Source organism: Acinetobacter sp. C13 (assembly GCF_016809775.1).
Lineage (GTDB): Bacteria > Pseudomonadota > Gammaproteobacteria > Pseudomonadales > Moraxellaceae > Acinetobacter > Acinetobacter pittii.
This window is the reverse complement of record NZ_JAFBJL010000010.1, coordinates 19,538-30,578: the sequence shown is the minus strand read 5'-3', so window position 1 is coordinate 30,578 and position 11,041 is coordinate 19,538. Positions and strand designations below refer to the sequence as shown.

Annotated in this window: 12 protein-coding genes; 8 read left to right on the top strand and 4 right to left on the bottom strand. The window is 37.2% G+C overall.

Annotated features, from left to right (window positions below; translation table 11 throughout):
- Positions 1-280 precede the first annotated feature (280 nt).
- The 3 genes from JGE69_RS17895 to JGE69_RS17885 are packed head-to-tail and all read left to right on the top strand — an operon-like array spanning position 281 to position 2,507.
- Positions 281-784 carry a YfiR family protein gene (locus tag JGE69_RS17895; protein ID WP_133482424.1) on the top strand — a complete coding sequence of 168 codons (504 nt, stop codon included), beginning with the start codon at positions 281-283 and terminating at the stop codon, positions 782-784.
- A gap of 5 nt (positions 785-789) precedes the next feature.
- Positions 790-2,013, top strand: a complete 1,224-nt coding sequence (locus JGE69_RS17890) for a diguanylate cyclase domain-containing protein (protein ID WP_005065229.1) — start codon at positions 790-792, stop codon at positions 2,011-2,013.
- Between the two features lie 14 nt (positions 2,014-2,027).
- Positions 2,028-2,507 (top strand): OmpA family protein, encoded by a 480-nt coding sequence (locus JGE69_RS17885; RefSeq protein WP_002117846.1) that lies wholly within the window; start codon positions 2,028-2,030, stop codon positions 2,505-2,507.
- A gap of 50 nt (positions 2,508-2,557) precedes the next feature.
- On the opposite strand, the gene JGE69_RS17880 is transcribed toward JGE69_RS17885, so the two are convergent.
- Positions 2,558-3,568, bottom strand: coding sequence for a metallophosphoesterase (locus JGE69_RS17880; RefSeq protein ID WP_005065230.1), 1,011 nt, complete (start codon positions 3,566-3,568; stop codon positions 2,558-2,560).
- A 106-nt stretch (positions 3,569-3,674) separates the two neighbouring features.
- Between JGE69_RS17880 and JGE69_RS17875 the strand changes: the two genes are divergently transcribed.
- Positions 3,675-5,300, top strand: a complete 1,626-nt coding sequence (locus JGE69_RS17875; RefSeq protein WP_002117884.1) for a phospholipase D family protein — start codon at positions 3,675-3,677, stop codon at positions 5,298-5,300.
- Here JGE69_RS17875 and JGE69_RS17870 read toward each other — a convergent pair whose 3' ends face one another.
- A complete protein-coding gene (locus tag JGE69_RS17870; RefSeq protein ID WP_005804926.1) occupies positions 5,301-6,110 on the bottom strand; it encodes a lysophospholipid acyltransferase family protein in 810 nt (269 codons plus the stop codon). It abuts the gene before it with no gap.
- Between the two features lie 218 nt (positions 6,111-6,328).
- On the opposite strand from JGE69_RS17870, the gene hflX reads away from it, so the two are divergent.
- From hflX to JGE69_RS17850, 4 genes are all read left to right on the top strand, one after another.
- A complete protein-coding gene (hflX, locus tag JGE69_RS17865) occupies positions 6,329-7,672 on the top strand; it encodes a ribosome rescue GTPase HflX (RefSeq protein WP_014207696.1) in 1,344 nt (447 codons plus the stop codon).
- Positions 7,673-7,705: 33 nt separating this feature from the next.
- Complete coding sequence (locus tag JGE69_RS17860) at positions 7,706-8,077, top strand: hypothetical protein (protein ID WP_075384180.1); 372 nt, start codon at positions 7,706-7,708, stop codon at positions 8,075-8,077.
- A 10-nt stretch (positions 8,078-8,087) separates the two neighbouring features.
- On the top strand, positions 8,088-8,762 hold the full coding sequence (locus JGE69_RS17855) for an LrgB family protein (RefSeq protein ID WP_199114312.1): 675 nt from the start codon (positions 8,088-8,090) through the stop codon (positions 8,760-8,762).
- Between the two features lie 82 nt (positions 8,763-8,844).
- Positions 8,845-9,288 (top strand): DUF2147 domain-containing protein, encoded by a 444-nt coding sequence (locus JGE69_RS17850; protein WP_199114310.1) that lies wholly within the window; start codon positions 8,845-8,847, stop codon positions 9,286-9,288.
- Positions 9,289-9,380: 92 nt separating this feature from the next.
- Here the strand turns inward: JGE69_RS17850 and JGE69_RS17845 are convergent, their stop codons facing one another.
- Together JGE69_RS17845 and rsmA are read right to left on the bottom strand one after the other, a co-directional pair.
- On the bottom strand, positions 9,381-10,223 hold the full coding sequence (locus JGE69_RS17845) for a symmetrical bis(5'-nucleosyl)-tetraphosphatase (RefSeq protein ID WP_199114309.1): 843 nt from the start codon (positions 10,221-10,223) through the stop codon (positions 9,381-9,383).
- Entirely contained in the window at positions 10,224-11,036 is an 813-nt protein-coding gene (rsmA, locus tag JGE69_RS17840) for a 16S rRNA (adenine(1518)-N(6)/adenine(1519)-N(6))-dimethyltransferase RsmA (RefSeq protein WP_005065242.1), read from the bottom strand. It abuts the gene before it with no gap.
- Positions 11,037-11,041: the final 5 nt, after the last annotated feature.

Below are 11,041 nucleotides of genomic sequence, written 5' to 3'. Positions count from 1 at the left end.
AACTTATCTCTCAAACCAACTTATCATCAAATTCATCACTTAAAGCAATCAACCTAATCACAAGTAACTGTTTTTCAACAAGTTTCTATCTGCATCACCGCCGATGGATGTGCATTATAGACCATTAACTTACCTTTGCAACCCTTTTTTTAAATCAATATCATCAACTGGATACTTTTTAATCTTTTTGGTCGCTTTTAGATGAGATATTAAACTTTTTTTACGTTATCAACTTCATGTAGAATAGATTATTCGTGCAATAGTTTGGCATTAACTCACCATGTGGCAGTTCGCTAAAAAAGTATTTGTTTGCATACTTGTAGTGCTTGCTACGAGTGAGCCTTGTTATGCCAATTCAAAACATAATTTCTATGTACTTACTTTATCTATCCTAAGCTACAGTAAGTGGGAGAATGTAAATACTCCTACTCTTTGTGTAATTGATAACCCTTCTATTACATCTACTTTTCAATCTTATATCCAGCAAATGTCTTATAATTATCGTGTTCAAACTGTAAATGCGAAAGATTTTGCTCGGTCACATTGTCAGGCTGTCTATTTTTCTAGTACTTCTCCGCAGCAACAACAAAACCTTATTCAAAACTATCCTTATCATTCTTTACTTTCTTTAAGTATTAATAATTCAGAGTGCGAGATAGGAAGTATCTTTTGTTTATATACTCAGAATAATTACACTACCTTTAAAGTTAACTTAGATGCTTTAAGTCACTCCAAAGTCCATATTGATCCGAGAGTATTGCTCTTGGCTAAGAATGCGGAGTAAGGATCATGATATCAAAGTTGTATCAGTCCACTTCACTACACGCATTATTTAGAAAATCTCAATTTACTATTTTTGCTATTACTTTTTTCATTTGCTCTTTTACGTTTGTCTCAATTTCTGTTTTTACTATGGAAACTTATGCCAAACAGAATTTGCAATTGCTTAGTCATACTCTATTAGAGCGTATTCAGCCCGCAGTCGTGTTTAATGATAAAATTACAATAGAGCAGATTTTGAATGAGTACACGAATGATCATTCAATTCGTACTATTCATATTTACGATTCAGAACATCATCTGATCGCCCAAAGTTTTAAATTATCAAGTCAAACTTCAATTTTAGAAGGCTGGTTTGATCATTGGTTTTTAAATGAGCCTGTTCATCTTACAATTTATCATCACGAGCAAAATGTAGGTGAACTTACACTTTTTGGTAGCTCTGAAAAAATATTGCAGTTCCTAAAAATGATTATGGTAGGACTTGCGATTGCAATGTTGTTTATTGTTTGCGCTTTATGGTGGTCAGTAAATCTAACTTATCGTCAAATTATGCAGGCTATTTACCCACTTACTAATATTGCTCAAATTGTAAGTGAACAAAAAGCTTATAATCTTCGTTTCCCTTATAACCGAATTAAAGAATTTCAAGATTTAAATACCGTTTTTAACGAGTTACTTGAAGAAATTCAGATATGGGATAATCAGCTGCAAAAGGAAAATCGTAAATTATCCTTTCAGGCTCATCACGACCAACTCACCTTATTACCTAATAGACATTATTTTTACCAAATCCTTTTAGACATGTTTGAAGATAAAGGGTTTGATAATAAGTCTGCATTATTATTTATAGATAACAATAACTTCAAAGCAATTAATGACCAATTTGGCCATTTAGCTGGCGATGAAGTTTTAAAAGAAATGGCGAATCGCCTGCAAACTCGTTTGCGTCATCAAGATTTTATTGCAAGGTTAGGTGGTGATGAATTTGCTGTCATTTTGCATTCCATTAGTCATGCTGATCATTTAATATCTATTGCTGAAAATTTACTCGAAAGCTGTAAAGAACCTTTGCATCTAAATGGTCAAACCATTTACTTCAGTTTCAGTGTAGGTATTGCTTTATCACAATTTGCATCTAGCCCCGAAGATTTCATTATGCAAGCAGATCAAGCAATGTATAAGGCTAAAAATTCGGATGAACACTGGTTTATCTATAAACCTGAAAATTAAATTTAGGCTAATCTATGAATACAAGATCTTTAAAACTCTCTTTTATTGCATTGCTATGCATTACTCTTGCAGGGTGCCTGAGTTTTGGTCCATTAAAATATCGTCAAGTAAAATTGCTCAAAAAAGAAGGTTTCGTTCTTACTGATGAAGGCTGGACTTTAGGTTTACCAGAACGCTTGTTATTTGACTTTAATAATGCACAGTTAAAACAAAGTCATGAAGCTGAGTTAGTACGTCTGGCAAATCAACTGAATAAATATGACCTGAATAAATTGAAAATTGTTGGTCATACTGATGATGTTGGTGATGCTACATATAACCAAAAGTTATCTGAAGAGCGTGCTCAAAGTGTGGCAAACCTTTTCTTAACACGTGGATTTAAAAAAGAAAACATCTACGTAATTGGTCGTGGTTCAACACAACCTTATGTGCCAAATACAACCAATGAAAACCGTGCGATTAACCGACGTGTTGCGATTGTCGTTATTCCATAAGTAGATTTAATTCAAAAAAAAGCCAATCCACTGTGATTGGCTTTTTTATTTTAAACTAGCTCAATAATATCAATGGTTGGTGGCACTCTGAAACGCAAAGGAATTCCAACCATTCCTGTGCCAACGGTAACAAAGACATCCGCATGCTCGTGAGAGTAGAAACCGCGCTTATGACCTAAAATTGATACTTTTTTCATAATATAGTTAGTCAACCATGGAAGCTCTACCTGCCCTCCATGTGTATGTCCAGATAACATTAATGGTCGATTCGGTAATTTAGGCACCATATCTACCGTATCAGGGTTATGAGATAAAATTAACCAAGGCTTGTCTTGCGGTAAATCTGGCATAGAACGCATATCGGTTTTGCCTGCCCAGAGGTCGCCAATACCAATCAAACGAAATTCTTCAAAATCAACAATCTTACCTTCGATATCAACAACTTCATTATAAAATAGGGCATCTTTTAATAGTTGCTGAATCGGTGGGCCAGGATATTGCTCATCATGATTTCCAGGAACCGAATATACAGGCGCCTGAATTTCTTTTAAAACACTTAATTCTTCAATCAATCTGTCTTCTGGCTCATATGTCCAATCACCAGCGACTACCACTAAATCAGGTTGCTGTTCATTTAATTTTCTAACGATGGTTTTGAGCTGACGTTCATGCCCTGAAAATAAACCAATATGTAAATCTGCAATTAAGGCTACTTTTACTGGCTTATCAAAGCTACGATCTGGGTTTAAGCGATATTGATGAGTATCGACACGCACTAAATGAGGTTCAATAAATCGGGCGTAAATTAACACGCCACTTAAGAAAAAGATGAAAATACCTTGATGAATTGAGTAGTAACCAATCCAAGCAGCATATAAATTAAAAAACCAGAGAGGAATAAGTAGATAAGAGAGATAAAATGCGAGTAGATGCACAAAAGCTTTAAATGGATGAATCGTCTCGGTTCGTGATTGATGAATCCAAGCCTCAGAAATTCCCCATAAAGCAAGTATTGAAAAAATAAAGTAAAAACAAAAAATGATTGAATTTGGATTCCACATTACGACTCTCGACTTATCTTATATTGATTGCTAGTAATCAAATTCAATATTTATCTTTCAATATGCACGAATTATACTCTAGCTCACCTTATCGTATGTACTGATTATGGCACAATCCTTTCCTTCCAAACAGCTTCAAACGAATCAACAAGCTAAAGGCTTTTTGATAAAAGCCTCTATAGTCCTATGTTCAAGTTTTGCTGTGGGTTTGACAGGATGTAGTACTCTGCCAAAACATGGTGTTGAGCCAGTACAATATGCAAAAGATATTGATACCTCTGAGACTTCACTTGCCAAAATTATTACACCTTTACGCCAGCAAAATCCAAAGTTAACGGGTTTCCATGTTCTAAATGATCCGCTGGAGGCTCTAGCGGCTCGACTTAGATTAATTGATAAAGCCGAAAAGACTTTAGATTTACAATATTACATTTGGGATAATGACAAAGTTGGTGCTTTAGCCTTGCACGCGATTATTCGTGCAGCTGATCGAGGTGTAAAAGTCCGACTTCTTATTGATGACAATAATGCAAAAAAAATGGAAGGGATTTTACTAGCCCTTTCTCAGCATAAAAATATTGAAGTTAAGCTTTTTAATCCCTACCGTTTCCGCAAATATCGTGCGATGGATATGGTGCTTGATTTAAAACGTATCAATCGTCGTATGCACAATAAAAGTTTTATTGCCGACAATGAAGTTGCTCTTATTGGCGGGCGCAACATGACCAATCAATATTACAATGTAAGCGATAGCTATCAGTTTTCTGATGTCGATGTAATGTTGGTAGGCGCTGCTGTTGATGATATCGTAAATTCGTTTGATGATTACTGGAATCATGAATATGCATATTCAGTTCAAAGTATCGTAAGTCCTGAGCAGCACCGTTTACGCTATGAAGGCTTAAAAGAACAACTCGAAGCACACTATCAACAAGCTACCGTCCAAAACTTTTTAAACTTAACCGCAAAATCTCACGCATTTGATCAATGGCTAAATCACAATATTCAATTTGATTGGGTCAAAGCAGAAGTCGTTAAAGACTCACCAGATAAAATCAAATCGAAAGCTAAGAAAGAAGAACACCTCAATTTCCAGTTAATTAATCATTTGGAAAAACCAGAAAGTAACGTTGACTTAATCTCTGCTTATTTTATTCCTGAAAAACAAGGTGCCAAGATTTTAAGCACGCTTGCCAAAGAAGGTGTTGAGGTTCGAGTTTTAACGAACTCTTTCAAAGCGAATGACGTTGCTGTTGTACATGCCTTTTATGGGAAATACCGTAAAGAGCTGCTTAAAAACGGCGTACAACTTTATGAATTTTTACCAACACCAGATAAAAGAGATTTAAATAAAAATACAGATGAGCTTGCCACTAAAGCTAAAGTAAATATGAAAGGGCTAAGCCGATCAAGTTTGCATACTAAACTTATGGCATTAGATGAGCAGGTTTTTATTGGTTCATTTAACTTTGATCCGCGCTCAGCTTACTTAAATACTGAAATTGGTGTGATTTTAGATAGCCCATCACTGGCTAAGACGATTCACCATACAATGGATGAAAATTTAAATAAGTATGCTTATAAATTAAAGCTCGACACTAACAATCATATTTATTGGCAACAAGAAACTCCAAATGGTCCTGTAATTTATAGACAGGAACCTGAGATGAAATGGTGGCAAAAAGCAGGCATGAAGTTTCTTTCATGGCTGCCACTTGAAGGATTTATGTAATTAGTTTTTTGGTTTAAGTACTTTTTGATGTAGTTGAGCCAAACCTTCTACCATTTTTTCTTGAACTTCGCGCGTTAAACTTTTGACGTCATGCCCTTCCACTGAAATAGGAGGCAAAGTTAACAGATGAGCTGTTACTTTAGGCATTTCAAGTACACGTTGAATATGTTCGGCAAATGTCATGTCACCAATGAATGGCGCAACTGTATCTAATTGCCCATCACGATTTACATAACAAATCAAACAAACCTGTACTGGACGCTGTGCTTCAATCGCTGCTCCTAGTAATCGTCCATGTACTTTTTTAACAGAATGTCCATCTGTAGTTGTGGCTTCAGGAAAAAATAATACAGGAATATTCTGTTTTAAAAATTCAGCAATTTGCTCACGAATTCTGACGGAATCGCCAGATCCACGCTTAATAAATAACGTTCCACCACTTTTGGCTAAGTTTCCAAGAATAGGCCAATTTTCAATTTCAGCTTTAGCCAGAAAGAAAACTCGTGCACCTGAACCTAGAACCGCAACATCTAACCAAGAAATATGATTACTTACCCATAAAGCTGGTTCTCTAGGAATTGTGCCATGTACTTCTATATCTAAATTAAAAACCTGACATAAACGGCGGCAAAAGTATTGGACATAACGTGTATTAACCGGATTATTAGGATCTTTATAAAGCCCATGTCGATAAACTAGATAAAAACCTTCACTAATTGCGGCCGTGGCAGAAGTGACCTTTTTTCCGTATAAACCTATTTTTGATAATTTCTTTAACGTTGAATTAACTATACTTTGCGTTTGAGCCATAAAATTTCACTAACGATTAATCATTGTTATACCCATCTCAAGTCATTCTATACGTTTCGTAATAAACTTGCATTGACGTTAGAGAACGGCAAATAAAATAAATCTGAACACTAGACTAATCTCATGTAACTAATCTAAAGGATAAGAACAAACGCTTTCCCCTTTTGCTTAAGTTTCCTCTAGAATAAAGTTTTCTCATTTTCAGGATTTATAGCCACGTGGAATATGTTGATCGGCATCAAGGCGGTGAACGCACAATCTTAGTGAGTGTTTCTGTACAATTATTAGATGATCTGGATGCCGAAGAGTTTGCTCTACTTGCACAGTCTGCTGGTGCAGATATCCTTGAACATATTAAGGTTCAGCGTAATAAGCCTAATCCTAAATTTTTTATTGGCTCCGGAAAAGTCGAAGAAATTGCAGAGCAAGTTCAGGAGCTAGAAGCGAGTCTGGTTATTTTTGACCATGCGTTATCACCTGCTCAAGAACGAAATTTAGAAAGAATATTAAAATGCCGAGTTATTGACCGCACAGGCTTAATTTTAGATATTTTTGCGCTGCGTGCCCGTACACATGAAGGTAAGTTACAAGTCGAGCTTGCTCAGCTTAAACATTTATCTACTCGTCTTATTCGTGGTTGGTCTGCCGACTTTGAACAACAAAAAGGTGGTATCGGCTTACGTGGTCCTGGTGAAACACAACTAGAGACAGATCGCCGTCTCATTCGTGTTCGTATTACCCAATTAAAAGATAAATTAGACAAAGTACAACAGACTCGTATGCAAGGGCGTGCTGCAAGACAAAAGGCAGCTATTCCAACAGTTTCATTAGTAGGTTATACCAACGCTGGTAAATCGACTTTATTTAATATTTTAGCTAATAGTGATGTCTACGCAGCTGATCAACTATTTGCAACACTCGATCCAACCCTACGCCGTTTAGACTGGGATGGTATCGGTACTGTTGTGCTAGCAGATACAGTAGGTTTTGTACGAAACTTACAGCATGATTTGGTTGAATCATTTAAAGCAACACTTGAAGAAACGCTAGAAGCTACCCTTTTACTACATGTTATTGATAGTAGTAGCCATGACATGCTTGACCAAATTGAAGCGGTTGAAGGCGTATTAAAAGACATTGGTGCTGATGCTCCCGTACTTCGGGTGTACAACAAAATTGATCTAAGTGGTGAAGAGGCCAAAATTATTTATGCTGAGCCACACGTCCCAGATCGAGTTTATGTTTCAGCTCATTCTGGTCAAGGTCTAGAGTTGCTCCAAAAAGCAGTACAAGAATGCTTAATGGGCCAAATTCAAAAGTTTTCACTCGTGCTTAAGCCTGCTTATGGCAAATTACGTACTCAACTTTATGCCTTAAATGTTATTGAGTCTGAACATTATGATGATGCAGGCTTATTACATATTGATGTGAAGATTGCGCCACATAAGTTAGAAAAGCTGATTCGCCAAGCAAAGCTTCCATTGGATGAAATCTTGGGAGAACACGCGAGTCAATTTAAGCGCCCCTTGGAAGAGTTTGAAATCAAGGGCGATATCAGTTAAAACTTGATAAGTAAACTTTTAGAGATAAAAAATATGGATAAGATCAAAAGTATAGACTGGACAGCATGGGTAATTACATTACTACTCATTATTGGTTTTCGTGAAGGCTCTGTCGTTGTCATGCGTGCTTTTGATCATCCAGAATTAGGTAATCTGGTCGGTTTAATCAGCTTACTTATTATTTTACTGATTTGGAGAAAGTTTAAAAAAATTCCACTTCGAATAGTAGATACCAATAATAAAATTATGAAAGAAAGTGGATTCGCGTTTTTACCTATCTGTGCAGGTTCATTAATTATGCTCGTACATATGGGTAAAGAAATTCCATTATTTCTTTTTGTTTTAGTGGTCAGTACCCTTATACCTTTGTGGGTCTATGCAAAAATGGCAAAACGTTGGTTATAAGGAGAATAAAATGTTTACGATTTTCTACGGATTTTTGATCACACTCATTGGTTATCTGTGTGCAAAGCCTTTAAACCGACATTTCCCGCAAGTTCCACTTTTAGTTTTCGGCATGTTCATTGTGATTGGCTTACTTTCAGTTCTACATGTGCCATATGAACAGTATCGTCTTTATGTGAATGACTTATTTGGCCATCTATTAGGTTATGTCACCGTAGCATTAGCCATCCCTTTAGCTGCAATGCGTTACGATGATCTTCCAATTAAATCGGTCATTGGTATTTTACTTTTTGCAAGTATTAGCGCAGTTGCCCTACCTATGGGGCTGGCTTATTTGTTACATATGTCTGAACCCACCATTCTTGCATTTGCTACCCGTGCAGTAACTACTCCAATTGCTCTGAACATCGCAACTTTATTACATGCTCCTGAAACACTCGTAACTCTTATTGTTATTTTGTCTGGGGTAATTGGCGCAGCATTCTCACCATTCTTACTTAAACATATTCATGATGAGAGAGCATCAGGTTTAGCCTTAGGTTTAGCTGCACACGCCATCGGAACAGCTCAAGCTTGGCAACGTGGGCCTGTTGCAGGTCGTTACGCTGCATTTGGTATGGCATTGAACGGTGTATTTACTGCAATTTGGCTACCAACATTAATGTTATCTTTTGGAACACCATAATTAAGAAGTTGATTAAATAAACATTGAACGGTCTATCAATTCCAAATAAGATGACCTTTCAAAGTTAAAAGGATTTTTAATTATGGGGAAAATTTTTATTGGAGCTCTGCTCTTATTGGGGATTAATACTGCTACATTCGCAGCAGATATTACAGGTCTCTGGCAAACAATTGATGATAAGACAGGTGCTCCTAAAGCACAGGTAGAAATACGAAAAGAATCGAACGGGACATATGCTGGGAAAATTATCAAAGTAACGCCACGCCCAGGTTATACGCCTAAAGAAATTTGTGATAATTGCCCTGCGCCATATACCAATAAACCGATTTTAGGTCTGGATATCGCCACTGGTTTAAAACAGGTAGATGGACTGAACTATACTGACGGTAAAATTTTAGATCCAAATACTGGCAAAGTTTACGGACTTAAAGCAAAACTTAGTTCAACTGGCAAACGCTTACATATGCGCGGTTATCTCGGAGTTTCAGCTTTAGGGCGTAATCAAATCTGGATTCGAGTAGAATAATAGTTCCTAATAAAAAAGCCGCTTCTGCGGCTTTTTTATTTTTAGCTCAGCTACAAGCTTCATCTTGCACTCATAGAGAAACATTGCTTTTCTTATATTTGCACAGGATTTTCAACAGAAAAAATTTCTTTGTCTTCAAGTCGATAAGCCATTAATTTTCTGCCCCAAACACAGCCACCATCAACATTCTGGATCTGCTCATTAATAGTTCGGCCCTCGAGCGCAGCCCAATGACCAAAAATAATCTGATGAGTTTGTGCGGCTTTGCTCGGAAATTCAAACCAAGGTAAATAACCATCCGGCATTGGTGCATCCAAAGAATCTTTAAAACTAAACTCTAAAGCCCCTTCGGCATTCGTTAAACGCATGCGAGTCAAATAATTGGTAATACAACGTAAACGCGCAGAACCAGTTAGGTTATCTTCCCACAAATCTGGTTTAGAACCATACATGTTTGCTAAAAAAGCATCCAATACAGATAAATCTTCGTTTGCGAGTACAGCCTCAACCTCTTTTGCCAACGTTACAGTTTTTTGCGCATCCCAAATACAAGGTATGCCAGCATGAGTAAGGATCGTATGCTCGTTTGGCAATAAACATAATGGCTGTTTACGTAACCAATCGATTAACTCATCACCATCAATAGCATCAATAACATCTTGGGTACGATCTTTTGCTTTAATCTCTTTTAAACCACGCGCACCCGCAATTAAAGTCAGGTCATGATTTCCAAGTACAGTTGCAGCAGCTCCACGATCAGCAAGCTTTTTAATAAAACGTAATGCCCCTACCGAGTTTTCACCACGTGCGACTAAATCACCAGCAAACCATAAAAAGTCTTGATCTGGATCAAAACGTATTTCTTTAAGCAAGGCTTTTAGAGCTTCAAAACACCCCTGCATATCGCCAATAACATAGTTAAAACGCTTAGTCATTTACGCCACCATTTGATCGGCCAAAGCAACAAATTGGGCAAGTGTTAAGGTCTCTGGACGAGCCATCGGATCAACACCAGCTTTTTCAAAGCCATCTTCTGCAATCATACCTTTAAGACTGTTTCTTAATGTTTTGCGGCGCTGAGTAAATACATGGGCAACCAGTCGAGCTAAAGCTTTTTCATCTTTTGCTGTAATTGGCTTTTGATCATAAGGAACAAGGCGGAAAACCGCACTCGTTACTTTAGGGGGTGGGTTAAATGCACCAGCCGGCACTTCAAATAAAAATGTTGGTTGACAGTAATATTGAATCATTACCGACAAGCGTCCATATTCTTTTGTATTCGGTTCAGCAGTAATACGGTCAACCACCTCTTTTTGCAGCATAAAGTGCATATCTTTAACTTTGCTGCCAAATTCCAAGAGATGAAAGAGTAATGGGGTTGAAATGTTATAAGGTAAGTTACCGACTACACGTAATGGTCGGCCATCTTTTACCAGTTCGCTAAAGTCATATTTTAATGCGTCAGCTTCTATAATCGTCAAACGTTCAGGATGTGGAACACGTTCTGGTAACCCAGCAGCTAAGTCACGATCTAGCTCCACTACTGTTAATGCATCACATTCCCCAATTAAAGGAGATGTTAAGGCAGCTAAACCAGGTCCAATCTCGACAATATTGTCGCCTGTACGCGGACTTACAGAGCGCACAATTTTGGCAATGACTCGTTGATCATGTAAGAAGTTTTGACCAAAACGTTTACGAGCTTTATGCCCTTCATCTTTCGGGTTTAGGGCATTAATTTGATACATAGAAC

Bases quoted from the DNA above. Each gene is read 5' to 3' on its own strand.
- JGE69_RS17895 (WP_133482424.1), top strand. From the start codon at position 281: ATGTGGCAGTTCGCTAAAAAAGTATTTGTTTGCATACTTGTAGTGCTT.
- JGE69_RS17890 (WP_005065229.1), top strand. From the start codon at position 790: ATGATATCAAAGTTGTATCAGTCCACTTCACTACACGCATTATTTAGA.
- JGE69_RS17885 (WP_002117846.1), top strand. From the start codon at position 2,028: ATGAATACAAGATCTTTAAAACTCTCTTTTATTGCATTGCTATGCATT.
- JGE69_RS17880 (WP_005065230.1), bottom strand. From the start codon at position 3,568: ATGTGGAATCCAAATTCAATCATTTTTTGTTTTTACTTTATTTTTTCA.
- JGE69_RS17875 (WP_002117884.1), top strand. From the start codon at position 3,675: ATGGCACAATCCTTTCCTTCCAAACAGCTTCAAACGAATCAACAAGCT.
- JGE69_RS17870 (WP_005804926.1), bottom strand. From the start codon at position 6,110: ATGGCTCAAACGCAAAGTATAGTTAATTCAACGTTAAAGAAATTATCA.
- JGE69_RS17860 (WP_075384180.1), top strand. From the start codon at position 7,706: ATGGATAAGATCAAAAGTATAGACTGGACAGCATGGGTAATTACATTA.
- JGE69_RS17855 (WP_199114312.1), top strand. From the start codon at position 8,088: ATGTTTACGATTTTCTACGGATTTTTGATCACACTCATTGGTTATCTG.
- JGE69_RS17850 (WP_199114310.1), top strand. From the start codon at position 8,845: ATGGGGAAAATTTTTATTGGAGCTCTGCTCTTATTGGGGATTAATACT.
- JGE69_RS17845 (WP_199114309.1), bottom strand. From the start codon at position 10,223: ATGACTAAGCGTTTTAACTATGTTATTGGCGATATGCAGGGGTGTTTT.
- rsmA (WP_005065242.1), bottom strand. From the start codon at position 11,036: ATGTATCAAATTAATGCCCTAAACCCGAAAGATGAAGGGCATAAAGCT.